This is a genomic window from Curtobacterium sp. A7_M15 (assembly GCF_030705415.1).
In the GTDB taxonomy this organism is placed as follows: Bacteria; Actinomycetota; Actinomycetes; order Actinomycetales; family Microbacteriaceae; genus Curtobacterium.
Map to the genome: position 1 here is coordinate 1 of NZ_JAUZED010000034.1, position 24,214 is coordinate 24,214.

Genomic DNA, 24,214 nt, shown 5'->3' on the forward strand with positions numbered 1-24,214 from the left:
CGTCTCCGCCGGGCCCCGACGCCGGCCGGGGGGGCGGGGGGCCGGCGGGCCCCGCGCCTCCCGTCCGTGTCGGGTCGCGTCTCGGGCGGCGGCCGACCCGTCCGCGAAAGCGACAGTTGCCAGGGATGGCGCGGGGTCGCACCCGCCGAAGCGACACTCTGCCGCTGATCACCGGCGGGAATCTGTCGCTTTCGCGGAGGGGGCCGCCGCCGCGACCGGGCCTGCCGGCTCAGCGGGCTGCGCCGGCTCAGCCGGCCGCGCCGGGACGAGCTTCAGGCCGACCACGCAGCCGACGATCCCGGCGATGAACAGCAGACGGAGTGCGGTCACGGGCTCGGCGCCGGTCGCCATGCCCCAGAGGACCGTGAGCGCCGCTCCGGTCCCCGTCCACACCGCGTAGGCCGTGCTGATCGGGATGTGCTTGAGGACGTACCCGAAGGCCCCGAGGCTCACCACGATGGTGATCGCGAAGACGATCGTCGGACGGAGCTCGGTGAAGCCGTGGCTCGCACCGAGGGCGGTGGCCCACACGGTCTCGAGCGCGGCGCTGACGAACAGGACGATCCACGGCACCTCAGCTCACCACCTTGAGGCCGACGACGCAGGCGACGAGCCCGAGCACGAGTGCCACCCGGGCCAGGGACGCGGCCTCGTGACGGCGGACGATCGCGACGATCACGGTGAGCGACGCACCGATGCCGACCCAGACCGCGTACGCGGTGCCGACCGGGATCTCCTTCATGGCGAACGCCAGGCCCACCATGCTGAGCACCATGCCGACGACGAACACGATCGTCGGCACGACCTTCTTGAAGCCGTTCGACGCGCTGAGCGCCGTGGCCCAGACCGCCTCGAGCACGCCCGACAGGACGAGGACCACCCACGCCATGACGGTCTCCCTTCGATCTCGTCCGGAAAGTCGCACGACTGTGCGACAACGAGCTCCACGGTAGCACGAACTCGTACGACTGTGCGAGTATTGCGTCGTGGCGAGGAGCATCGACATCGAGGGGCGGCGTCGCTCCGTGTCCGAGGCGGCGGGGCGGGTCCTCGCCCGTGACGGCCTCGGGGCGTTGAGCGTACGGAACGTCGCGGCCGAGGCGGGACTGCCGCCGAGCACCGTCCGCTACGTCTTCCCGACGCAGTCGAGCCTGCGCGAGCACACCATCACGTTCGTGTTCGACCGCACCCGGGAGCGGGTCGCAGCGATCCCCGCGGGACTCCCGCCCCGCGAGCGCGCGCGCCGGATGCTGCTCGAGCTGCTGCCCCTCGACGACGAGCGGGTCATCGAGCTCGAGGTGTACCTCGCGCTCGCGAACGCAGCCCTCACGGACGCCGAACTCCGGCCGGCGCTCGACGGGGTCGTCGACGAGATGCGGGAGTGGAGCGACGAGGTGCTCACGCTCGTGGGCGTCCCGGAGGCCGACCGCGTGTACGAGGCCCGTCGGCTGCACGCGCTGATCGACGGACTGGCGATGCACCTCGTGCGGCTCGCCCCGGGGGAGTCCGGCGCCTGGGCGATCGACGTGCTCGACCGGCACCTCGGCGGCCTCGCGCAGCGCTGAGCGCAGGAGCGGGCGCGCACCCCGCGCCGCCGCGCCACCCCCGCCGCGCCACGGCCTCGGCGCACCCCGCGTCGCCTATCCTTGCCCGGTGACGACGACCACGCCGCCGCAGCAGCGTCCCACCGCCGCGCCCCGCTCCCGGAGCCTCACCGGCCCCGGGCTGGTGCTGCTCGCCGTCGCGGTGCTGCTCGGGATCCGGCTGCTCTCGCCGGCCGTCGGCACCGCGGGCCTGCCCGACGTCGTCCAGGACTTCCTGACGCTCGCGATCAGCGTCGTCGTCGAGTCCCTGCCGTTCGTGGTGCTCGGCATCGTGCTGTCCATCGTCGTCGAGGTATGGGTCCCGGTCGGCGTCCTCGAACGGGTCCTGCCGCAGCGGCCGATCCCGCGGCGGGCCGTGATCTCGCTGATCGGCATGCTCTTCCCGGTGTGCGAGTGCGGGAACGTGCCGCTCGCCCGCGGCCTCATGATGCGCGGCTTCACCCCCGCCGAGGCCGTCACCTTCCTCGTCGCCGCCCCGATCCTCAACCCGCTCGTGATCATCAGCACCGCCCAGGCGTTCGGGTGGTCGGGCTGGATCCTGCCGGTGCGCATCGTCGGCGGCTTCGTCATCGCGAACCTCGTCGGCTGGATCGTCGCCGCGCACCGTCGTCCCGCCGAGCTGCTGCTGCCCGCGTTCGAGGCGCGCTGCCGAGCGGCCGTCGGCGCGCCGCGGTCTCGGAACCGGTGGCGGGACAGCGCCGCGCAGTTCGGCGGCGAGACCGCGACCATGATGCCGGCGCTGTTCGTCGGCGCCGGACTCGCCGCGGCGATCCAGGTCGCCGTCCCCCGATCCACGCTCGTGTCGATCGGCGCGAACCCGGTGCTGTCCGTCGCGGCGATGATGCTCCTGGCGATGACGGTCTCCCTGTGCTCGAACGTCGACGCGTTCTTCGCGCTGTCCTTCGCGTCGACGTTCCTGCCCGGATCGATCACCGCGTTCCTCGTCATCGGGCCGATCATCGACGTGAAGATGATCGCCCTGCTCCGGACGACGTTCCGTGCGCGTTTCCTCGTGCTGCTCGCCGTCGTCTGCGTCCTGTTCGCCGCGACCGTCGGGTTGGTGATGAATGTCCTCGTCTGAGTCCCGCCTGCCGTCGTACCTCGGCCTCGGCTCCGTGCTCGCCGTGGCGCTGTGCACCCTCTGGCTCGCCCTCGCCGGGCACCTCGACCTGTACATCAACCCGCGCTACTCGGTCTTCACGGTGGTGCTGGCCGCCGTCGCGGTGCCCGCGTCGATCGCCGGCCTGGTGGTGATCGCGCGCGGACACGGTCACGACCACGACGAGGGGCACGACCACCGCCCAGGAGGCGCGGCTCGCCGCACACAGATCGTCCTCAGCACCGCGGCCGCCCTCGTCACGATCGGGGTCACCGCCGCCATGCTGGTCCTGCCCCCGACGACGCTGTCCGCCCGCACCGCGCAGCAGCGGAGCGTGGACTCGGCCACCCTGTCGAACGCCACCGGGTCCCAGGCCGCGGTGTCCCTGCTCGGCAGCACCTCGGTCGACACGTCGGAGTACGGCGTGAAGGACTGGGCGGCCCTCATCCGGCAGACGACCGACACCACGTCGCTCGTCGGCAAGCGGGTCGACCTGACCGGCTTCGTCGTCCCGGGGGCGGACGGCGCGTTCACACTCACCCGGTTCGTGATCAGCTGCTGTGCGGTGGACGCGCAGCCCGTCGGGATCGGGGTCGTCACCGACACCACGGTCCCGGACCAGGGTGCGTGGGTCCGGGTCCGCGGAGCCCTCGCCGCCAACCCGGACCAGTCCGCGGACGCCCGCATCGTCATCCGCGCCGCCACCGTGCAGGCGATCCGGCAGCCCGAGGACCCGTATGAGTACTGAGCTGCGCGAGCGCCCCCGGAACCGGTTCCGGCGTCGCCTGGTCGCGACCGTGCTGGTGTTCGTCGTCGTCGGCACCGCCGCGGCGGTCGTCGGGACGCAGCAGGGCCCGCGGCTGCGCGACGTGTCGTACGACGCGTCCGGGTTGGTCTCCCGTCCGGCGCAGCGCGTGATCCTCACCGCGAACCAGGCGATCGAGCGCGTGTCGGCGCAGGACGTCCGGGTCAGCCCGGCCGCGGCGCACACCGTGACGTCGAGCGGCAACACGATCGCGGTCGAGTTCACCGGACCCCTGGCCTACGACCGCTCGTACGAGATCTCGGTCGCCGGCGTCCGGGCGCCGGGGCAGCGCGCGACCGCCGACCTCCGTGCCACGATCCGCACGGGCAGCACCGACGTGCTCGCGCTCGTCCCGGGTGCCCCCGGAGCCAAGGACCGCATCGTCCGCCGGTCCCTCGACGCCGGGGGCGCGACCACCGTGTACGAGGGCAGCGACATCTCGGAGTACGTCCGCCTCGGCCGGTCGCTCGTCGTGGTGAGCGGCACGGACGCCGGGTCGTCGGTCGACATCTTGCCGCTCGCCGGCGGGGTGCAGGACGAGGACCTCCCGGTCGAGCACCTGACGCTCCCGACCGCCGAGGGACGCGTCACGGCCCTGCACGCAGCCGACGACGGCGCCTCGTTCGGCTTCGAGTACGCGGACACCTCGACCGGGCAGTCCCGCAACGTCGGCCTGTACGTCGTCGACGTGACGGGCACGCACCTGCCGACCGCGATCGACGCGAGCGGGAAGCCGAGGACGGGGGCGGTGCCGATGAGCGTCGGACAGTGGGCCTACGTCCCCCGCACCGAGAGCGCCCTCGTCCGCACCGGCAGCGACGACCTCGTGCTCGTCGACATGAGCGGACGGACCGACCCCGTCCGGCTGGGGAGCGCCACGTACCTGCACGGCTTCGTCGGTGCCGGGACCACGGCGGTGGTCGAGACCGGCACGGGGATCGTCCGGTTGGACCTCGCGGACGGGAAGCGCACGGCGCTGCAGGTGCCCGCCGGCAGCACGGACGCGGCGTACCTCGGCCGGATCGCGCCGCTCACCGACGACGGCTACCTGCGCGTGGTGGGTGACGTGCGTGCGGACGGGACACTCGCGCAACGGATCCTGCGCGTGGAGGGGAGCCGCGCCTCCCGGCTGCCCGTGACCGTCCCCGAGGACGCGAGCGTCACCGCGGTCTGTCCGTCCCCGAACGGGCAGTTCGTCGCCGTGGCGACGAAGTCGGCCGGCGGCGTGCTCGTGAGCATCGTCGACGCGACCTCGGGTGCGCTCGAGGCGAGCGTCGACGCCGGGTCCGTGGACTGGTGCGCCGCGTTGCCGTCCGGCGACGAGGTCGGCTAGCGGCGGAGCGTCTGCTTCGGGTACTCCCCGAACCGCCGCAGGTACTCGCCGGAGAACCGTCCCATGTGCGTGAAGCCCCACCGGGCGGCCACGTCCGCGACGGCGACCTCGCCGAGGTGCGCTGCGGCGAGGTCCTCGTGGGCGCGGCGGAGGCGGACCTCGCGGAGGTACTGCATCGGCGACCGGTCGAGCGTGCGCTGGAACGCCTCCTGCAGGCCACGCACGCTGAGGTCGGCGGCCCGTGCTACGTCCGACACCGTGAGCGGTTCGTGCGCGTGGGCGTGCAGGTACTCGACGGCCGTCCGGATGCGGGCGTTGCGGTGGTGCCCCCACCCGGGCGGGACCGCCTCGGCACGGAAGCGGTAGAGGTCGAGCAGCGCCGCCGCGACCTCGCGCTGCGACTCGTGCCAGGCGAGCGAGTCCGTCCCGGAGGTCCGGAGCGCCTGCACCGACGTGCCGACCGCCGCGCGCCACCGGACGACCGACTCGGCCGTCGGCTGTGTCGATCGATCGAAGTCCACCGCGCGGTCGACGAGGTACCGCTCCGACGCGACGTCGAGCACGAGGTCGCGGTCGAGGTGCACGAGCCGCTGGTCCCAGTCGCGGTACTCCACGTCGAAGCGTCGCTCGACGGGGAAGAGCGTCGGGATGCCCCGCTGCATCGCGACGGCGTCGCGGCCGACGTCCACGACGGCGCTGCCCGAGTCGATCCACTGCACGACGACCTCGCCCTCGACGGCGACGTCGCCGCGGAGCGAGCCCTGCATCTGGGACCGCCGGATGCTCATCCGTTCGTCGCCGATCCCGACGTAGCGGTACCAGTACGAGCCGTCGGTCCGGCCGGTGTGCCAGGCGCGACCCGCGTACATCCCGGCCAGGTCCGCGATGGCGGCGTCCGTGTCCGTCCCGGCGACGGACACGAGGGAGGCTGGTCCGTCCTCCGAGGTGGTGCTCATGCTCCGAGTCTGGCGCGGACCGCTGCTCCGGGGGCGTCTGCTGCGCCAGCCGGACGACCGGCTCGCGTTGTGGGGACAGACGGTGACGTGACGGGAGGCGCGGTGCCAGCTGGTACCGCGCCTCCCGTCAGGTCGTGGTCGCGTGCTACGCGAGCGTCGCCGCGTCGATCACGAAGCGGTAGCGGACGTCCGAGGACAGGACGCGCTCGTAGGCCTCGTTGATCTGGTCGGCGCTGATGAGCTCGGTCTCCGGCAGGATGCCGTGCTCGGCGCAGAAGTCGAGCATCTCCTGGGTCTCGCGGATGCCGCCGATCGCGGACCCGGCCCAGCTCAGGCGGCGCGGGATCAGCGCGAACGCGGGGACCTCGAGCGGTTCGCCGGGAGCGCCGACGTTGACGAGCGTGCCGTCGACCTTGAGGAGGCCGAGGTACGCGCCCATCGGGATCTTCGCGGAGACCGTGTTGATGATCAGCTCGAAGGAGCTCGCGAGCTCCTCGAACGTCGCCGGGTCCTTCGTCGCGTAGTGGGCCTTCGCGCCGAAGCGGAGCGAGTCCTCCTGCTTCGAGGTGGTCTGCGACAGGACGGTGACCTCGGCGCCGAGCGCGACGGCGATCTTCACCGCCATGTGGCCGAGACCGCCCATGCCGATCACGGCGACCTTCGAGCCGGGGCCGACGCCCCAGTGGTGCAGCGGCGAGTAGGTGGTGATGCCGGCGCAGAGCAGCGGCGCGACCTTCTCGATGTCGAGCGATTCGGGGACCCGGAGGACGAAGTCCTCGTTCACGACGACGGCCTGCGAGTAGCCGCCCTGGGTGATGCTGCCGTCGGCGGGGTCGACGCCGGCGTAGGTCTGGATGTTGCCCTTCAGGCAGTACTGCTCCTCGCCCTTGACGCAGTTCTCGCACTCGCCGCAGGAGTTCACCATGCAGCCGACGCCGACGCGGTCGCCGACCTTGTGCTTGGTGACGTTCTCCCCGACGGACGTGACGTGGCCGACGATCTCGTGGCCGACGACCTGCGGGTACTGGATCTCGCCCCACTCGCCCCGGACGGTGTGGATGTCCGAGTGGCAGATGCCGGCGTAGGCGATGTCGATCTCGACGTCGTTCGGGCCGACGTCACGACGGGTGATGGTGGTCTTGACGAGCGGCTCGGTGGCCGACGGTGCGGCGTACGCGTTGACGGTGCGCATGGTCTCCTCGTGGGTGGTGCGTCCAGGCCGGTTCCGGCCCTGGAACCAGTGTGGTGGAGCGCGCCATCGGGAGGGAGGTCCCGTTGGGGCACCCCAGCCCGGGGCACCGTGCGTCAGGCCAGGCGGGCGAGCCGCTCGCCGGCGATCCGGGCGAAGCGCAGCGGGTCGGCGAGGGCGTCGTCCGGTTCGCCCGTCGTCTGCGTCGCCAGCACGGTGAGCGAGGCGGCAGCGTCGAAGTCGTCGAGCGACGCCTCGATCGCGCCGGCCACGAGCATCGCCCGGGCGGTCGGTGCGTGCGCCGACGCGAGGGCGCGCACCACGCTCGGCACCTTGCCCGCGGCGGACTGCCCGTCGTACCGGCCCTCGCCGGTGATGACCACGTCGGCGCCGTCGAGGAGTGCCGGGAGCCCGAGCACCTCGGCCACGCCGCTGGTTCCGCCTGCCAGCGTCGCACCCCAGGCGAGGAGTCCGAAGCCGACACCGCCGGCCGCTCCGGCGCCGGGGGTCGTCGGGTCCACGTCGGGGAAGCAGCGCGCCCAGGCGGCGAGCCGGGCGTCGAAGGCGGCGATCCGGTCGGGAGCGATGCCCTTCTGCGGACCGAACACCGCGGCGGCGCCCGTCGGTCCGAGCAGGGGCGAGGTCACGTCGGTCAGCACGAGGGCGCCGTGATCCGGGACGCGCCGCATCCACGTGGTGTCGACGCCGGTGACGTCGTCGAGCAGCTCGGCACCCTGACGCAGCCGCGGCGGGTGCTCGGGGACGGCGGGCTCACGGTGCACGAGCGCCCCCAGCCCGATCAGCGCGTCGGCACCCCCGTCGGTCGAGGCGCTCCCGCCGATGCCGAGCACGAGGCCGGTCGCCCCGGCGTCGAGGGCGGCAGCGATCGCCTCGCCGAACCCCCGGCTCGTCGCGGCGTCCGGCATGGGAGCCCGGAGCAGGGGAAGCCCGCTCGTGGCGGCGAGCTCCACCACGGCGCGGCCGTCCGGCAACTGCAGCCAGCTCGTGTCGACCGGGGTGCCAGCGGGGCCGGTGACGGTGATCGGCATCTGGACGGCTCCGGGGACAGCGGTCTCGAAGGCGTCGAGCGTGCCCTCGCCGCCGTCCGCCATCGGTGCCGTGAGGACCTCGTCGCCCGGACGCTCGGCGAGCCAGCCGTCGCGTACCGCGGCTGCGATATCGGCCGCGGTCGCGGTCCCCTTGAACGAGTCCGGAGCCACCACGATGCGCACGGCACCACCGTAGCGCTCCCGGTACCCGGACGCGGAGCGCGGCCGGCCACCGGCCGGAGGCGGTCTCGATCTCCGTCCGTGACCGTTCCGGTTCGCGGAACCCGGGATCTGCGAACCAGGACGGTCAACGGCGAACGGGAGAACCTGCCTCTGTCGGCGCCGTCACCGCCCGTCTGTCTCAGCGCGCGCCGAGCGAGGCGAGGAAGAGCGCCTCGGCCAGGGCCATGTGCTCGATCTCCGACGGGTCGACGCTCTCGTCCGGCGCGTGCACGTTCGCCGCCGGCTCGGACACCCCGGCCAGGATCACCTCGACGTCCGGGATCGCCCGCTCGAGCGTCGCGCACAGCGGGATCGAGCCGCCGCCCCCGAGCGAGCCGACCGGAGCGCCCTCGTACGCCTCCGAGAGCGCCGCACGGAACGCGGACGACGACGCTCCGCCGCGCGCGCGGAAGCCGGCACCGACACCGGTGACCCTCGCCGTCACCTCGACGCCGGCCGGTGCGCGGCGGAGCAGGTGCGCGACGAGCAGCTCGCCGGCCGCCGCCGGGTCGACGTCCGGCGGCACGCGGAGGTTCAGCGCGGCACCGGCGGTGGCCTGGACGGCCGGCGCGGACCCCGCGACCGTCGGGGCGTCGATGCCCACGACCGTGAGCGCAGGACGTGCCCAGACCTGCGACGCCGGGTCCGCAGAGCCGATCGGCACCGCGCCGTCGAGCAGGCCGGCATCGGCGGCGAACCGGTCGCCGTCGTACGGCAGGCCGTCCCACGTCCGGGACGCATCGAGACCGTCGACCGTGGTGTCCCCGACCTCGTCCCGGAGCGTGGCGAGGAGCGCGACCAACACCGCGATGGCGTCCGGCGCCGCCCCGCCGAACATCCCGGAGTGCACGGTGCCCCGCAACGCCCGTACCCGGAGCTCGACGAAGGCGGTGCCCCGGAGCGTCGTCACGAGCGCGGGTTCACCAACCGCGGCGTTGCCGGCGTCCATCACGACGGCGGCGTCCACGTGCCGGAAGTCGGCGGCGTGCGACACCACGTACTGCTCGAGACCGTCGGTGCCCTGCTCCTCCGAGCCCTCGACCACCACGACGAGCCCGACCGGGAACGCCCCGTGCACGTCGAGCAACGCTCTCAGCGCCACGAGGTGCGTGACGATCCCGCCCTTGCAGTCGGCTGCACCTCGGCCGTAGAGGCGACCGTCCCGCTGCGTGAGGGTCCACGGATCGCTCGTCCAGGCAGCGAGGTCGCCCGCCGGCTGCACGTCGTGGTGCGCGTACAGCAGCACCGTCGGCGCGCCGGGCGGCGCGGGGTGGGTGGCGATGACCGCCTGCGAGCCGTCCGCGGTGGTGGCGAGCCGCGCCTCCAGGCCGAGATCGGCGAACGCCACCCGGACCGCCTCCGCGACCCGGCGGCAGTCGTCGAGCGACTGCACGGCCGGGGCGGGGACCGACGGGATCGCGACGAGCGCCGCGAGCGTGTCCAGTCCGGTCGGCAGGCCGGACCGGACGGCCGCGCGGAGGTCCGCGGCGCTCACGAGGCGCTCGCCGGCGACTCGGTCGCCGTCGGCAGGGCGAAGCGCGTGGGGGCCGGCGCGCTGGCGGTCGCGAGGTCGGTGATCACCTCGCCGAGCAGCGGAGCGAACTTGAAGCCGTGGCCGGAGAACCCGGTCGCGACCGTGATCGGCCCGCGGCGGTCGATGACGAAGTCCTCGTCCGGCGAGTTGTCGTAGAGGCAGCTGATGAACGTCGGGCTCGTCGCATCGACCCCCGGCACGTACCGCGCCACGTACGCCTGCAGCCGCTCGGCCTCGGCCGCGTCGGGGGTGAAGTCACGGTGGTCCGGGTCGACCACGGGGCCGGTCCCGTGGAACCCGACCTTGACGCCCTCGCCCGGGGTCAGCAGGCCGTACACGTCGTCCCCGTCGGCCCAGTGCACGAAGCTCGGCCACGCGGCGTCCGGCAGTCGGCTGGGGAAGTGGGCGGGCTGCTCCTGCGTGACACGGATCGCCGGGAGGCGCGCCCCGCGTTCCGCGAGCAGGTCGCCGACCAGCGTGGGCGCCCAGGACCCGACGGCCGCGATCACCGAGGGGGTGCGGTGCGCGGTCCCGTCGGACAGCGTCACGGTCACGTCGGCGCCGTGGTCGTCGAGCGCGGTGACCCGGGTGTCGAACCGGAGCTCGGCGAGCCCCGTGCGCTCGGCCAGGGTCAGGAAGACCTCGACAGCGCGGTCGGACCGGATCCGTCCGGCGGTCGCGTGCGTCAGGACGTGCCCCTCGAACGCGATGCCGGGCCAGCGCCGGGCGGCGGCGTCCGGGGTGAGGGTCTCGTGGGGGATCCCGGCGTCCGCGAGCGCCGCGGCGATCGCGTCGACGACCTCGGCTCGTCCGTGGTCGACCGCACCCGTCCGGACGATGAGCTCTTCGCCCGCGGCACGTTCGAGGGCTTCCCACAGGGCGAGTGCTCGGGTGGTCAGTGCCACGTACTCGGCGTCGGCGTAGCCCTGGCGGAAGATCCTCGTCGCACCGTGCGACGATCCCCGGTGGTGCCCGCGCTCGTGCTGTTCGACGAGCACGACGCGCTCGCCGCGGAGGGTGAGTGCGTACGCGGTCGCCGCGCCGACCACACCGCCACCGATGACGACGTGGCGTGTGGGGTCCGGGAGTGCCATGGGTCGATCGTAGTTCCGGGCGGCACGGCCCTCAGCGGTCGAAGGCGGCGAGGACGGTCCTCGCGGTCGCCGCCACGAGGGCGTCGTCGTAGGCCCGTTCCGGGTCGTTGCGGGTGGTGAGGACGGCGATCACGATCGGACCGGCGTCCGGCCGGGTCACGCGGGCGACGTCGTTGCGGATGCCGCCCGCGCCGCCGGACTTGTCGGCCACCGTCCACCCGTCGGGAGCGCCCGCGCGGACGAGAGTGTCACCCGTCGCGTTGCCGCTCATCCAACGCTCGAGCAGCGCGGTGTCCGAGCGTCCGAGCGTCCGCCCGTCGAGCACCGTGGCGAGGGCTGTCGCGAACGCCGCCGGCGTCGTGGTGTCCGCGGTGCTGCCGGGTTCGATCGTGTTGAGGGCGGGCTCGTCGTGCACGACCTCCGTCGTCCGGTCACCGAGCTCGGCCAGCGCCCGGTCGAGCCCCGCCGGTCCGCCGATGCGGTCGAGGACGAGGTTCAGCGCCAGGTTGTCGCTCCGCCGGACGGCTGCCTCGGCGAGCTGGGCGAGCGTCAGGCCGTCGTCCACGTGCTCGCTCGTGACGGGGGAGTACCCGGCAGCCGAGGCGTCCGCCGCGGTCCACCGCACCCGGGTGTCGCGCTCGGCGCCGTGCACCTCGCGGAGGAACTGGGCCGCCGCGAACACCTTGAGGGTCGACGCGTAGCCGAAGCGGCGCTCGCCGTTGTACCCGACGGTCTCGCCGGTGGTGGTGTCGGTCGCGACCACGCCCACCGTGGCGTCGTACTCCTGCTCGAGGGCGGCGAGGGTGCGATCGACCGTCGCCTGCTCGGTGGCGCCGATGCTCGCTGTCGGAGAGGGCGTCGACGTCGGCGACTGCGATGGTGTCCGCGTGGTCGTGACGGAGGTCGGAGTCCCACCGCTGCAGCCGGACAGGACGAGCACGGCGGCGACGGCGAGTGGAGCGGTGGCGCGCATGGCAGCACTCTCTCGTGCGGTCCTGGGTGCTGCCCGCGCCGGGGACGGCGACCTCGGGACCTTGCCCGGTCCCGCCGGTTCCCCGTCTAGCCTGCGGCGTGGATCGCCCGCTCGTCCCGCAGGGCCTGCGCGAGCCGAGCGGCGAAGCGACCCACGACAGCGGCGTCCTCGTCGCTGAGGTCGTCGATGGCGTCCATCACGGGGGAGTGGATGTGCCCGTACGCCTGAGCGAGGTCGGCCTGCGCGGAGTCCGTCGCGATGACGACGATGCCACGCCGGTCGTCCGGGTTCGGGCGGCGCTCCGCCCGACCTGCCCTGACGAGCCGATCGACGAGCTTCGTCACGCCGGCCGTCGTGAGGCGCAACAGGCCGGACAGTTGCGTCGGGTTGAGTGATCGTCCCTCCGCTCCCGCTTGCACGAGCTGCTGCAGCGCGAGCGCGTCGATCGACCGCAACTGCAGCGACTGGAGTGCGAGTTCGTCCGACTCGTGCACGCTGTCGCTCAGGGCCTGCAGACCCTCGAGGGCGCTCACCCCCGCGGCGGTCCGTGGCCGTCTGGGGAACAGACGAGCACCCCGAGACCGGTTCTCCGCTCCTGCCATGACCGCCTCCGCTCGTCGCCTGGGGCAGATGCTAATCCGCGCACCGTGGATTATCTGAGTACGTATCTAACCGAGGACGACGACTGTCTCCGGCACGGGCCGCACGGTGTGGTCCGTGAGAAGGAGCAATCATGTCGAACACGGCACGCACCCCGGCACGGCACGACTCCGTCGTGCACCGCACATGGGACGAGACCAAGTCCGCCCTCAAGACCACCGAGTTCTACGTCTGGCTCGTCGTGTCGGTGGCGATCCTCATCGCCGCGGCCGTCGTGGACAACGCGGACAGGGGACACACCGGATTCGGGGCGGACCAGGCGTGGCTGTACGTCGCCGTGGTCACCGCCGCGTACATCGTCAGCCGTGGGATCGCGAAGTCCGGCGTCCGGAAGCCCGACGCCGACGACGACCGTCACGACGCGAACGGGCAGCTGCGCTGAGGCAGGCCAGCCTGACACGGCAGTGGGCCGTCCCGATCTCGTCGGGACGGCCCACTGCCGTGATCGAGCCGTCGGCGCGACACTTTCCGCCGCTGCCCTGTCGGAGCGAGTGACGGGAATCGAACCCGCGCTACCAGCTTGGGAAGCTGGAGTTCTACCATTGAACTACACTCGCGCATCCCGCCAAGCGGGACGTCGCAAGCCTAGCGGATTCTGCGCTGGACGCCAGCCGAGTGCCCGCCGAGCGCGGCGTTGCCCGCTCGCACCGCGCCTCCTGGGCGGAACCGTGTCTCCGCTGTGAGCCGGTCGGTCTGACGGACAGGTGTCGCCCTCGTGTGTACCGTCCAGGTGGATTCAGCGACCCGTGAACCCGAGGAGGACCCGGATGGTCAGGCATCCCCTCATCGACGACGTGGTCGGCCCCGCGATCGTGGTCGACTCGGCTTCGCCGGTGGTGTGGCTGACCGAGGCGCTCGCCTCCCTGCTCCGTCGGGCATCCGACTCCGGACGGTTCGTCGTCCTCCGCACCGGCCCCGGCTCCGCGCTGACTCCGGCGCTGCGGCACGCCCTCGGGGCGTACGGGGCGGCGTGGGCCGTCACCGACCCCGACGGCACGCTGCGCGACGGACGGACCGGGGTCGCGGCCTCCCGCATCGAGGACTTCGTGCACCGCGGTCCCGAACTCGTCGGCACGCCCTCGCCGGAACACCCCGTCGCGCGCGACTCGGTCCGGCAGATCAGCATCGACCTCACGCTGCGCCACCACGCCGAACGCGCGATCGACATCGGGTCCGCGATCGAGGCGCTGTGCGAGACGGTGGGCACGTGTCCGACGCGGTGGGGCACCGCGGAGCCGCTCACCGTGCCGTGGGACCGCTGGGTCGTCACGCAGTACGCCAAGCACGAGGCGCCGGCGGTGTCGACCTCGTACGCCGTGGGCGAGGGCTTCTCGGCGACGATGACCGCGCACCTGCTCGACGGCGTGGTGGTCGAGACGATGTCCGCCGTGCTCACGATCCCCGAGGACGGTGCCGACCAGTCGCTCGCGTCGCGGCTCCTCGACGCCGTGCACCGCGTCGCCGAGGACGTCGAGCCGGTCTTCGGCGTCGTGATGCAGCGCCGTGGCGACGCCGACCACCTCGTCCGCGCGGTCTCGCACGGCGAGCCGGCGCCGCTGGCCGTCGTGGTGGGGCCCGAGGCGACCGAGTTCCTCGACCGGGACGGCGTCTGGCCCCCGCCGCGCACGTCCACCTCGACGTTCGGCGGCGGCGGGCTCGTCGTGCGGTTCGACGACGGCTGGGAAGCGCTCGAGGCCTTCCTCGACCGCATCGACGAGGACCGCTTCCTGCAGCTCGTCGGGGGAGCCCCGCTCGACCCCGCCCACGACGAGGGCACGTTGGACGGGCACGTCGGGGACGGCTCGCACGTGTACGGCGGTCACCGTGCCCCGTGACGTCACCCTGCTGTGCCGAGGACCGGTCGAGTCGCGCGACGTCGCCGAAGCACTGCTCCTGCACGACGAGTCCTGGGGCGTCCGGGCGCTCGACGACGGTCCGATGATGCAGGTCTGTCGCGATGCCACGCACCCCGTCATCACCGTGCTCGGGGTGCGGCGGGTGGATGCCCTCGACGAGGTCGAGCGGATCCTCCCGGATGCCCCGACCCTGTCGACGCCGCTGTGGTGGGTGGACACCGTGACGCCCGAGGGGGCGGACGGCGAGTCCGGGATCTCCGCCGCGCTCGAGGCCGCGCTGGACCTCGACGCGGTCTGCATCGTCCACGGCGACTGAGCGCCGCGGCCGCGTGCCGCGTCAGTCGCGCTCGTGCATCGCAGCGAGGCGCTCGTTGTACGCCTTGAGGTCCGCGTCCCCGTCCCGCTCCGCCTTGCGGTCGAGGCGCTTCGCGTCGCGGGTGTCCGACTTCACCCAGTTGCGCACGACGAGCAGCGCGACGAACACCATCGGGAGCTCGGACGCTCCCCACGCGATCCCCCCGCCGGTGTGCTGGTCGGCCAGGAGCGCGGCGTCGTTCGTCTGCCCGAGGGCGTGGAACCAGTCGATCGCGAAGACCGACTCCGAGGTCATCACCGCGACGCCGAAGAACGCGTGGAACGCCAGGGTCGCGAGCAGGGCGATGATCAGGATCGGGTACTGCGGACGCTTCGGACCCGGGTCGACGCCGACGAACACCCAGAAGAACAGGTAGCCGCTGAACACGAAGTGCACGACCATCGCCACGTGCCACTCGTGCGACTGCATCGCGTACTGGTAGGCGGGCGTGAAGTAGAACACCACGAGGGACCCGGCGAAGATCACCCCGGCGACGGCCGGCTTCGCGAGGAACTGCATGTACCGCGAGTGCGTGAAGAGCATGAGCCACTCACGGGCACCGCGCGAGCCGTCGTTCCGGACGGGCAGGGTCCGCAGCGCGAGGAGCACCGGGCCGCCGAGCACGAGCGGCAGCGGCACGAACATCATGAGCAGCATGTGCTGGAGCATGTGCGACGAGAAGTGGATCATCCCGTAGACCGCCGGGCCGGCCGAGGTCGTCCAGATGAACAGCGCGCACCCGAGCAGCCACGCGATCGTCCGACCCACCGGCCACTTGTCGCCACGCTTCCGGAGCTTGCGCACGGCGAGCAGGTACCAGCCGGCCCCGACGACCGCGAGCGCGAGCCACACCCAGTCGACGTGCCACTGCGTCAGGTACGTCTGCACGGTCTGCGCGGGCGGGTACGGGAACCCGATGAGCCCGGAACGGGTGTCGTCCCCGGTCTCCGGCGTCTGCGGGATCGGCGGCTGCGAACGGCTGACGGCGACGGAGACCCCGATCGCGATCGCCATGAACACGATCTCGGCGAGGGCGAACCGCACGAACACCCGGCGGTCGAGGGGTGCCCGGAGGAGCCCCGGCACGAGCCGCCGCCGCTGGACGACCCCGGCGAGCCCGAGCAGCACGAGGATGACGGCCTTGACCGTGATGAGCCACCCGTACGTCGTCGTGAACAGGTCGAGCGGGCCGGTCAGACGGAGCGACGCGTTCACGATGCCCGAGAACGCGACCGCCGCGAACGCCCACCCGGCGAGCGTCGAGTACCGCGACACGACCCGCCCGGTGGCGCCCTTCGTCCGCGTGCGCAGGACGAGCACGGCGACGAGGCCACCCGCCCAGACGCACACGGCGACGAGGTGCACCGCGAGCGAGTTCACCGCGTTGGCGTGCTCGAGCGACCCAGCCGCGTGCCCGGACAGCGCGAGCGGCAGCAGCGCGAAGAGCCCGGCGACGGTGGCCACCGCGAGCGTCGTCACCCGCGTCGCGAACGCGGCGACCACGGTCGCGACGAGGATCGCCGCCGCCGACACCACGAGCGCCTGGCCGATCTCGACCTGGAACGCGAAGAGCGTGAAGTTCCGCGCGAACACCGGGTTCGTGAGCGGCACCCCGAGGGTGTTCGCGCCCGTCAGGACGATGCCCACCACGGCCGCGAGGAACCACACCGAACCCGTCGCGGCGGCCCACCGTGCGGCGCGGTGCTGCACGCTCGACATCGCCCGGTGGTCCTTCTTCTGCGCCGGCAGCGCGAACGCCGCGACGACGAGCAGCCCGATCGTCAGCGCCGCCATGGTGTCGTGCACCACGCGGGCGACGGGCAGTCCGTACTCGACGAGGTCACCCGCCGACACCAGTTGCTGGTTCGCGGTGAAGGCGCCGGTGAGCGTCATCCCGAGGATCGAGCACGCCACCGCGAGCGGGACGGCGACGACGAGGACCGTCGCGACGGTGGACGTGCGCGCGGTGACGGGGGCCGATTCCGGCGCCGCGCCTCCTGGCTGGGTTTCGGGTGACGTGACGGTCATGACCGTCCAATCGTAGGTGCCCTGACTGGAGGCGCGGCGTGCGTCGCGCGCTCCGGCTGCGGCCCGCCTCAGCTCACGTCAGACGCGTCGCTCCCAGATCCCCTCGCTCCCGACACCGACGAACCCGACCGCTTCGTTGACGTCGAGCATCGGGCGGTTCTCCTCCGCGTTGAAGGTGATGATCGAGGGGTGCCCCGGAAAGTCCTGCTCGACGCGTTCGATCCCGACGACCTTGAGGAGCCAGCCGAGCCGGTGCCCGCGGTGCTCCCGCAGGACGAGGGTGTCGCCCTGCATGACCGGCTGGTGGACGGCGTCCGGCACTGCCAACTGGGTGAAACCGGCCAAGGTGGTCGTCGGGACGTGCTCGACCGCGACGGTGAGCATCGTCCGCGGGGAGCGCTGCAGCTGCGCCTCGTGCTCCTGCAGGCGCTCGCGCGTCCAGACGTCCTCCGGCTCCTGCATGTCGCCCTCGGGCGCATCGGTGCTCATCCGTGTCTCGAGCAGTGCGATGCCGTCGAGCCACCGCTCGGGTGTCGGTCCCGCCCAGGAGTGCACCCGGTGGTCGGGCCCGGCGGCAGCCGCAGCTCGGTCGTGGAGCTCCCGCACGACGGACTGGTCGGCCGGCAGCGCCAGGCGACTGATCCGGTTGACCTGCCCGAAGCGCCAACCGCGGCCGGTCAGGAACCGGGCACCCGCTTCGTCCTCGGGCACCGCCCCGTGGCCGGTGGGTGGGACGAGGTACCCGGGCCCGGTCGCCGGCCCCACCTGCCGTGACACCGCGTAGGTCTTCCACTGGGTGCGACCGTCGTCGCGGGCGACCCGCTCGAGGTGTTGCGCCAGCAGCGTTCCGATGCCCCGCCGCTGGTGGTCGGGCGCGACGGCGACCGCGATCCAGCAGTTGGGCGTCCCCGGGGCCCGCTTCGTGTCGTAGGAGCCGGCGGCCACGACGTCACCGCTGGGATCGCGCACCACGAAGAGACGGCTCGGGGCCTCGGGGTCGAGCAGGTACGGGAGCTGTTCCTCGGGTGTCCAGAGGATCTCGGGCAGCCCGGTGACGGCGACCTCTGCGGCGTTCTGCACACGGACCCAGTCGCGGAAGGCGGCGACCGTCCCGGGGTCGTCGTCCACGGTGCTGGGCACGTCGAGCTCGTGCACGGTGTACGCGGTCATGTCGGTTCCTCCTGGCCGTGTGACGCCGCCCGACGCTGGGCAGCCTCACAGCTTACCGGCGCCGTTCCGCTGCCGCTAGGCTCGTCGGGTGCTGCTCTCCGACCGCGACATCACCGCCCAGCTCGCCGATGGCCGGATCGGCCTCGACCCGTACGACGCCTCCCTCGTGCAGCCGTCGAGCATCGACGTCCGGCTCGACAAGTTCTTCCGGTTGTTCGACAACCACAAGTACCCGCACATCGACCCGGCGGTCGACCAGCCCGACCTCACCCGACTGGTCGAGACCGACCCGGACGAGGCGTTCGTCCTGCACCCGGGGGAGTTCGTGCTCGGGTCGACGTACGAGGTCGTCACGCTGCCCGACGACATCGCGGCGCGGCTCGAGGGCAAGAGCTCGCTCGGACGACTCGGCCTGCTGACGCACTCGACGGCGGGCTTCATCGACCCGGGCTTCTCCGGTCACGTGACGCTCGAGCTCTCGAACGTGGCGACCCTGCCGATCAAGCTCTGGCCGGGCATGAAGATCGGCCAGCTCTGCTTCTTCCAGCTCTCGAGCCCGGCCGACAAGCCCTACGGGTCGGCCGAGTACCAGTCGCGGTACCAGGGGCAGCGCGGTCCGACGCCGTCCCGCTCGGCGCAGAACTTCCTGCGGACGGACGTCTCCCGCCGGGCGTAACGCGCTGGGAAATATCGCCCGTCGCGATCTTCCGGCGGTGACGCTCCGAACCGCGGAATGTGCGTAAAGAAATGTCGCATTCTGTGTATCGTGGCCGCATGTCAGCAGTACTCCCACGACCCGCGCCGCCAGTGTCGGCAGCCGGGCTCATCCGGGACGCCCGGCTCCGCGCCGAACTCACCCAGGTGCAGCTCGCCGACCGCGCCGGCGTCACGCAGAGCGTCATCAGCACCTACGAGAACGGACGCCGCGAGCCGTCCCTGGCCGCGCTGCAGCGACTCCTGCTCGCAGCGGGGTTCACGGCAGCGATCGACCTGCACCCGGTCGAGGAGCCGCCGCCGCTCCGGGACCGCGTGATGGCCGCTCGGCGGGAACTCGTCGCGATCGTGCAGCGCCTCGGCGGCCGCAACCCGAGGCTCTTCGGCAGCGTGGCCCGGGGCGAGGACGGCCCGGCGAGCGACGTCGACCTCATGGTGGACCTCGATCCCGGACTCGGCATCTTCGCACTCATGCGGATCCAGGACGAGGCCGAGCAGCTCCTCGGCGTGCGCGTCGACGTGGTGGACGCCGCCGGTATGGGCGCCGACGCCGTCCAGGACGCGGTGCCGCTGTGAGCCGTGACGTGGGGGACCGGCTCGACGACGTGATCCGCGCGTGCGGGGTGATCCGCGAGTACGTCGACGACGAAGCGCTGCCGGAGGGCCTCGTCTACGACGCGGTCCGGATGCGACTCGTCGAGATCGGCGAGGCCGTGCGGATGCTCCCGAGCGCGGTGACGTCGACCGAGCCGAGCATCCCGTGGGCACGGGTCTCCCTGCTCGGCGAACGCCTCACCCGGCGGTACTTCGACACGACGCCTGCGGTCGTCTTCGGCACGGCGCGGGTGGACGTGCCGTCACTCTGCGAGGCGGTGCGCCGCCTGCGCGCCGCGCACGTGGCGCGCTGACCGACGGAGCGCGGTCGGTGCGGTGAACGCGAGCGACTGACGGACGGGAGGCGCGGGTCGGCCCCGCACCGCGCCTCCTGTCCGACCCGTGCGCAGCCGGAGGACGTTCCCGGTCGCGGCGCTGACCGTTCCGGTTCGCGATCCCCGGGTTCCGTGGACCAGAACGGTCAGCGCCCATGAGGAACCAGCGCGCCGCGAACGCGGGACGGCCCCGTCTCGCCGGAGCGAGACGGGGCCGTCGTCGTGTGATCTCGGGAGATCAGCCCTTCTTGGCGAGTGCCTCGAGGGTGTCGTTGCCCTTGTAGGCCTCGACCGCGTTCTCCTTGGTGACGAGGATCGGGGTGAGCTCGATCGCCGGGACCGTCTTCACGCCGTTGTAGTTGTTCGTCTTGTCGATCTTCGTGTCGGGCTTGTTGCCCTTCGACAGGTCGGACACCAGGTCGATGGCGGCCTGGGCCTCTTCGGTGGTGTTCTTGTAGATGGTCGAGTACTGCGTGCCCTGCATGATGAGCGGGATCGACGCGGTCTCCGAGTCCTGGCCGGTGACGACGGGGTTCGGCTTGCCGGCCGCCTTCGTCGCGGTCAGGATCGCACGGGCGAGGGTGTCGTTCGGCGACAGGACGCCGTCGAGCTTGGTGTCACCCGAGTAGTACTGCGAGAGCAGGTCCGTCATGCGCGACTGGGCGTTCTGCGCGAGCCAGCCCTTGGTCTGGACCTTCTGGAAGGTCTCCTGGCCGGACACGACCTTGACGGTGCCGTCCTTGATCTTCGGCTCGAGCACGCTCATCGCACCGTTGAAGAACACGGTGGCGTTGGCGTCGTCGGCCGAACCGGCGAAGAGCTCGATGTTGTAGGGGCCGTCGCCCTTCTCGGCCTTGAGGCCGTCGAGGAGCGCCTGCGCCTGCAGCTGACCGACCTTGTAGTTGTTGAACGCCACGTAGTAGTCGACGTTCTTCGTGTTGAGGATGTTGCGGTCCCAGGCGATGACGGTGACGCCCTTGGCCTTGGCGGCCTTGACCTGCGAGCCGAGCTGCGAACCGTCGGCGGCGCCGATGATGACGACCTTGGCGCCCTTGGTGACCATGCCCGAGATCTGCGACTGCTGGTCCGGGACGGGGTTGCCGGCGTTGGCGTACTGGATGTCGGCCTTGAAGCCGGCGTCCTCGATCGACTTCTCGAACGCGGCGCCCGCGAGCACCCAGTTCTGCGAGGTCTTGGCCGGCAGGGCGACACCGATCAGGTCACCCTTCTTGATCTCCGTGCTGGCGGAGTCCGAGCCGGAGGTGCCGCGTGCGGAGCAGCCGCTGAGGGCGAGGCCCGCGACGAGGGCCAGGCCGATGCCGGCGATGAGCTTCTTGCGCATGAGATTGCTTTCTCTTCGTTGAGGGGTGGTGCTGTGGTGAGGGGTTCGTGTGCCCCGGTCGCCCGGGGCACCACGTCTTTACTGGGTGTTGACCTTCTCCGGCTGGTCCTCGATGGACCGCGGTTGCTGGGCCGCCACCGTGTTCTGCTCGGTGTCCTTCCGCTGGAACTGCCGCATCATGCCGCCGATGAGCGACGGACGTCCCTGGGACTTCGAGTAGACGTCGAAGGCGACCGCGACGAGGAGGACGAGACCACGGATGATCTGGACCTTGTTCGACTCGATGCCCATGAGCTGCAGGCCGTTCGACAGGAGCGCCATCACGAGGCCACCGATGATCGACCCGGAGATCGTCCCGATGCCACCCGCGACCGCAGCGCCACCGACGAACACGGCGGCGATCGCGTCGAGCTCCCAGCCGGTGCCGTCAGCGGGACCCGAGGCGTTCGAGTAGCCGACGAACACCATGCCGGCCACCGCGGCGAGCACGGACATGTTCGCCATGACGAAGAAGTTGACCTTGCGGGCGCTGACACCGGAGAGCACCGCCGCGCTCGCGTTGCCGCCGACCGCGTACACCTGGCGACCGAAGATCGTGTTCTTCGTGATGAAGCCGTAGATGATCGTCAGGACGCCGAGGATGATCGCGACGATCGGGATCGAGGTACCGACAGGACCGGCGCCGAACAGGTAGGTCGCCACGAGCGTGACGGCGACGAGGATGCCGGTGCGGACGATCGACACCCAGAGCGGCGGGACCTCGGCCTGCATCTTCTTGCGACGCGAGCGGCCGCGGGCCTCGATGACGATGAGCGCGATGATGGTGGCCAGGCCGATGAGCAGCGTGCCGTTCGAGTAGCCGAAGTCGGGACCGAAGTCGCCGAGGTAGCCGGCACCGATCGTGTTGTACGAGTCGGGGGTCGGGACCGAGGTCGACTGACCGATGATCTGGTTCGCACCGCGGAAGATGAGCTGACCGGCGAGCGTCACGATGAACGCGGGGACCCGGACGAACGCCACCCAGAAGCCCTGCCACGCACCGACGAGGGCGCCGACGGCGAGACCGAGGATGATCGCGGCCCACGCCGGCCAGTGCCAGACGGACATCGACTGCGCGACGATGATGCCGACGAACGCCGCGACCGAACCGACGGACAGGTCGATGTGGCCGGCGATGATCACCATCACCATCCCCAGCGCGAGGATGAGGATGTAGGAGTACTGCAGGAACAGGTTGATGACGTTCGTCGGCTCGAGGATGAGCCCGTTCGTCGTGATCGAGAAGAAGATCACGATGGCGATCAACGCGATGATCATGCCGTACTGGCCGATGCTGTTGCCCTTGCCGAACAGCAGTTTCAGGTTCTTCATGAGACGGGAGCGCCCTTCCGCGCGGAGGTCATGCTGCGCATGAGCGTTTCTGGATCGGCCTGGCCCGAGGGGATGTCGGCCGTGATCTGGCCCTCGAAGATCGTGTAGATCCGGTCGGAGAGGCCGAGGAGTTCGGGGAGCTCGGAGGAGATGAGGATGATGCCCTTCCCCTCTGCCGCGAGCTGCTGGATGATGCCGTAGATCTCGAACTTCGCGCCCACGTCGATGCCGCGGGTCGGTTCGTCGAGGATGAGGATGTCCGGGTCGGTGAACATCCACTTCGACAGGACGACCTTCTGCTGGTTGCCGCCGGAGAGCTTGCCGACGTTCTCCTCGACGGTCGGCACCTTCGTGCGGAGCAGCTTCCGGTACTTCTCGGCGACGTTGTACTCCTCGAGGGAGTCCACGACGCCGGCCTTCGAGATCTTCGGCAGGTCGGCTGCGACCGTGGAGCGCTTGACCGTGTCGAGCAGGTTGAGGCCGAGCGCCTTGCGGTCCTCGGAGACGTAGCCGATGCCGTGCTCGATCGCCTGCTGGACGTTCTTGACCTCGATCGGCTTGCCGTCCTTGATGATCTCGCCGCCGAGCCAGGTGCCGTAGGAGCGGCCGAAGATGCTCATCGCGAGTTCGGTGCGGCCGGCGCCCATCAGGCCCGCGAAGCCGACGATCTCGCCGCGCTTCACGTGGAAGTTCGAGCCCTTGCAGACCAGGCGCGAAGAGTCGAGTGGGTGCTGCACGGTCCAGTCGCGGACCTCGAAGAACGTCTCGCCGATCTTCGGCGTGCGGTCCGGGAAGCGGCTCTCGAGCGACCGGCCGACCATCCCGCGGATGATGCGGTCCTCGTTGACGCCGTCGCCCTTGACGTTCAGCGTCTCGATGGTCTTGCCGTCGCGGATGATCGTGATCTCGTCGGCGATCTGCTCGATCTCGTTCAGCTTGTGGCTGATGATGATGCTCGAGATGCCCTTGGCCTTCAGCCCGACGATGAGGTCGAGGAGGTGCTGCGAGTCGTTCTCGTTCAGCGCCGCGGTCGGCTCGTCGAGGATGAGGAGCTTGACGTCCTTGTGCAGGGCCTTCGCGATCTCCACGAGCTGCTGCTTGCCGACGCCGATGTTCTTGATCTGCGTGTCCGGGTCCTCGTCGAGGCCGACACGGGCGAGCAGGTCCTGCGCGCGGAGCTGGGCGCTCGTCCAGTCGATGACGCCGAACTTGCCCGGCTCGTTGCCGAGGAACAGGTTCTCGGTGATCGAGAGCTCCGGGATCAGCGCGAGCTCCTGGTGGATGATCACGATGCCGGCCTGCTCTGACTGCTTGATGTCCTTGAACCGGACCTCTTCGCCCTCGTAGACGATCTCGCCGTCGTAGGTGCCGTACGGGTAGACGCCGGAAAGGACCTTCATGAGGGTCGACTTGCCCGCGCCGTTCTCGCCGCAGATCGCGTGGATCTCGCCGGCACGGACGCTGAGCGAGACGTCGGACAGCGCCTTGACACCAGGGAACTCCTTGGTGATCGAGCGCATCTCGAGGATCGTCTCGGGTGCGGTGATCGACCGGGTCTGAAGTCCGGTGTCGATCGGGGTTGACGCCACGGTGCATCTCCTTCTGCCGCTGCGATGCGGCAGTCCTTCGGGTGGTTCTGCGAGCGGCAGCGAAGGCACAGGAGGCCTGTGTGGACTCCGTTGTCGCGTCCGGAGTCCCGCGTCAAGACGGTCATGTGACCGTTCACATCGGCGGAACGGAGGTAATACTACGCACGGGATCGGCGCGCCTGTCAATTCGGTTTGGTCGCGTTTGTGTAACGGGCCGCGTGATCTGGCGGAACGGGGGTCCGCACGTCCCCCGCGTTGGGGTACCCGGGGGGGCGTGCGGGACGGGTGCTCAGCGCTTGCGCGGGGCGCCGGTGGATCCGCGCACCACGAGCTGCGGAACGA

24 protein-coding genes and 1 tRNA gene are annotated in these 24,214 nt (G+C 71.4%); 10 read left to right on the forward strand and 15 right to left on the reverse strand.

The features are described from left to right. Positions 1–168: 168 nt before the first annotated feature. The gene (locus tag Q7F20_RS08350; RefSeq protein WP_305739650.1) at positions 169–573 is read right to left on the reverse strand and encodes a multidrug efflux SMR transporter; all 405 of its coding nucleotides are present in this window, start codon (positions 571–573) and stop codon (positions 169–171) included. Position 574: 1 nt separating this feature from the next. Next, the gene (locus Q7F20_RS08355; protein WP_305739651.1) at positions 575–889 is read right to left on the reverse strand and encodes a multidrug efflux SMR transporter; all 315 of its coding nucleotides are present in this window, start codon (positions 887–889) and stop codon (positions 575–577) included. A 97-nt stretch (positions 890–986) separates the two neighbouring features. Here Q7F20_RS08355 and Q7F20_RS08360 point away from each other — a divergent pair, with 97 nt between their 5' ends. From Q7F20_RS08360 to Q7F20_RS08375, 4 genes are all read left to right on the forward strand, one after another. Beyond that, positions 987–1,565, forward strand: coding sequence for a TetR/AcrR family transcriptional regulator (locus Q7F20_RS08360; protein ID WP_305739652.1), 579 nt, complete (start codon positions 987–989; stop codon positions 1,563–1,565). An 88-nt stretch (positions 1,566–1,653) separates the two neighbouring features. Further along, a complete protein-coding gene (locus Q7F20_RS08365) occupies positions 1,654–2,685 on the forward strand; it encodes a permease (protein ID WP_305739653.1) in 1,032 nt (343 codons plus the stop codon). After that, positions 2,672–3,451, forward strand: a complete 780-nt coding sequence (locus Q7F20_RS08370; protein WP_305739654.1) for a TIGR03943 family protein — start codon at positions 2,672–2,674, stop codon at positions 3,449–3,451. The genes Q7F20_RS08365 and Q7F20_RS08370 overlap by 14 nt, the downstream gene beginning before the upstream one ends. Next, positions 3,441–4,841 (forward strand): hypothetical protein, encoded by a 1,401-nt coding sequence (locus tag Q7F20_RS08375; protein WP_305739655.1) that lies wholly within the window; start codon positions 3,441–3,443, stop codon positions 4,839–4,841. The genes Q7F20_RS08370 and Q7F20_RS08375 overlap by 11 nt, the downstream gene beginning before the upstream one ends. On the opposite strand, the gene Q7F20_RS08380 is transcribed toward Q7F20_RS08375, so the two are convergent. From Q7F20_RS08380 to Q7F20_RS08410, 7 genes are all read right to left on the reverse strand, one after another. Beyond that, positions 4,838–5,797 (reverse strand): helix-turn-helix transcriptional regulator, encoded by a 960-nt coding sequence (locus tag Q7F20_RS08380; protein ID WP_305739656.1) that lies wholly within the window; start codon positions 5,795–5,797, stop codon positions 4,838–4,840. The genes Q7F20_RS08375 and Q7F20_RS08380 overlap by 4 nt on opposite strands. 145 nt (positions 5,798–5,942) lie before the next feature. After that, entirely contained in the window at positions 5,943–6,989 is a 1,047-nt protein-coding gene (locus Q7F20_RS08385) for an NAD(P)-dependent alcohol dehydrogenase (protein ID WP_305739657.1), read from the reverse strand. 113 nt (positions 6,990–7,102) lie between these two features. Then, positions 7,103–8,218, reverse strand: a complete 1,116-nt coding sequence (locus tag Q7F20_RS08390; RefSeq protein WP_305739658.1) for a glycerate kinase — start codon at positions 8,216–8,218, stop codon at positions 7,103–7,105. Between the two features lie 178 nt (positions 8,219–8,396). Beyond that, a complete protein-coding gene (locus tag Q7F20_RS08395) occupies positions 8,397–9,752 on the reverse strand; it encodes a M20/M25/M40 family metallo-hydrolase (protein ID WP_305739659.1) in 1,356 nt (451 codons plus the stop codon). Continuing rightward, entirely contained in the window at positions 9,749–10,885 is a 1,137-nt protein-coding gene (locus tag Q7F20_RS08400) for an FAD-dependent oxidoreductase (RefSeq protein ID WP_305739660.1), read from the reverse strand. Before Q7F20_RS08400 ends, Q7F20_RS08395 begins: the two co-directional genes overlap by 4 nt. A 31-nt stretch (positions 10,886–10,916) precedes the next feature. Continuing rightward, positions 10,917–11,858 (reverse strand): class A beta-lactamase, encoded by a 942-nt coding sequence (gene bla / locus Q7F20_RS08405; protein ID WP_305739661.1) that lies wholly within the window; start codon positions 11,856–11,858, stop codon positions 10,917–10,919. 86 nt (positions 11,859–11,944) lie between these two features. After that, positions 11,945–12,391 carry a MarR family winged helix-turn-helix transcriptional regulator gene (locus Q7F20_RS08410; protein WP_305739662.1) on the reverse strand — a complete coding sequence of 149 codons (447 nt, stop codon included), beginning with the start codon at positions 12,389–12,391 and terminating at the stop codon, positions 11,945–11,947. 200 nt (positions 12,392–12,591) lie between these two features. Here Q7F20_RS08410 and Q7F20_RS08415 point away from each other — a divergent pair, with 200 nt between their 5' ends. Then, entirely contained in the window at positions 12,592–12,900 is a 309-nt protein-coding gene (locus tag Q7F20_RS08415) for a hypothetical protein (protein ID WP_305739663.1), read from the forward strand. Between the two features lie 104 nt (positions 12,901–13,004). On the opposite strand, the gene Q7F20_RS08420 is transcribed toward Q7F20_RS08415, so the two are convergent. Then, positions 13,005–13,075: transfer RNA gene (locus Q7F20_RS08420), tRNA-Gly, on the reverse strand. Positions 13,076–13,285: 210 nt separating this feature from the next. On the opposite strand from Q7F20_RS08420, the gene Q7F20_RS08425 reads away from it, so the two are divergent. Both Q7F20_RS08425 and Q7F20_RS08430 read left to right on the forward strand, forming a co-directional pair. Beyond that, positions 13,286–14,353 (forward strand): DUF6177 family protein, encoded by a 1,068-nt coding sequence (locus Q7F20_RS08425; protein ID WP_305739664.1) that lies wholly within the window; start codon positions 13,286–13,288, stop codon positions 14,351–14,353. Continuing rightward, entirely contained in the window at positions 14,343–14,690 is a 348-nt protein-coding gene (locus tag Q7F20_RS08430; RefSeq protein WP_305739665.1) for a hypothetical protein, read from the forward strand. Before Q7F20_RS08425 ends, Q7F20_RS08430 begins: the two co-directional genes overlap by 11 nt. A gap of 21 nt (positions 14,691–14,711) precedes the next feature. On the opposite strand, the gene Q7F20_RS08435 is transcribed toward Q7F20_RS08430, so the two are convergent. Both Q7F20_RS08435 and Q7F20_RS08440 read right to left on the reverse strand, forming a co-directional pair. Beyond that, positions 14,712–16,757, reverse strand: coding sequence for a cytochrome c oxidase assembly protein (locus Q7F20_RS08435; protein ID WP_305739666.1), 2,046 nt, complete (start codon positions 16,755–16,757; stop codon positions 14,712–14,714). Positions 16,758–16,835: 78 nt separating this feature from the next. Continuing rightward, positions 16,836–17,927 carry a GNAT family N-acetyltransferase gene (locus Q7F20_RS08440; RefSeq protein WP_305739667.1) on the reverse strand — a complete coding sequence of 364 codons (1,092 nt, stop codon included), beginning with the start codon at positions 17,925–17,927 and terminating at the stop codon, positions 16,836–16,838. 88 nt (positions 17,928–18,015) lie between these two features. Between Q7F20_RS08440 and dcd the strand changes: the two genes are divergently transcribed. The 3 genes from dcd to Q7F20_RS08455 all read left to right on the forward strand — a co-directional run bounded on the left by dcd (position 18,016) and on the right by Q7F20_RS08455 (position 19,549). Then, the gene (dcd, locus tag Q7F20_RS08445) at positions 18,016–18,603 is read left to right on the forward strand and encodes a dCTP deaminase (protein ID WP_305739668.1); all 588 of its coding nucleotides are present in this window, start codon (positions 18,016–18,018) and stop codon (positions 18,601–18,603) included. 98 nt (positions 18,604–18,701) lie between these two features. Beyond that, the gene (locus tag Q7F20_RS08450) at positions 18,702–19,217 is read left to right on the forward strand and encodes an XRE family transcriptional regulator (RefSeq protein WP_305739669.1); all 516 of its coding nucleotides are present in this window, start codon (positions 18,702–18,704) and stop codon (positions 19,215–19,217) included. Then, complete coding sequence (locus Q7F20_RS08455) at positions 19,214–19,549, forward strand: DUF86 domain-containing protein (protein ID WP_305739670.1); 336 nt, start codon at positions 19,214–19,216, stop codon at positions 19,547–19,549. The genes Q7F20_RS08450 and Q7F20_RS08455 overlap by 4 nt, the downstream gene beginning before the upstream one ends. 259 nt (positions 19,550–19,808) lie before the next feature. Here Q7F20_RS08455 and Q7F20_RS08460 read toward each other — a convergent pair whose 3' ends face one another. From Q7F20_RS08460 to mmsA, 3 genes are all read right to left on the reverse strand, one after another. Then, positions 19,809–20,912 carry a sugar-binding protein gene (locus tag Q7F20_RS08460; protein ID WP_305739671.1) on the reverse strand — a complete coding sequence of 368 codons (1,104 nt, stop codon included), beginning with the start codon at positions 20,910–20,912 and terminating at the stop codon, positions 19,809–19,811. Positions 20,913–20,990: 78 nt separating this feature from the next. Beyond that, complete coding sequence (gene mmsB / locus Q7F20_RS08465; RefSeq protein WP_305739672.1) at positions 20,991–22,283, reverse strand: multiple monosaccharide ABC transporter permease; 1,293 nt, start codon at positions 22,281–22,283, stop codon at positions 20,991–20,993. Further along, entirely contained in the window at positions 22,280–23,803 is a 1,524-nt protein-coding gene (gene mmsA, locus Q7F20_RS08470) for a multiple monosaccharide ABC transporter ATP-binding protein (RefSeq protein ID WP_305739682.1), read from the reverse strand. Before mmsA ends, mmsB begins: the two co-directional genes overlap by 4 nt. Positions 23,804–24,214 lie beyond the last annotated feature (411 nt).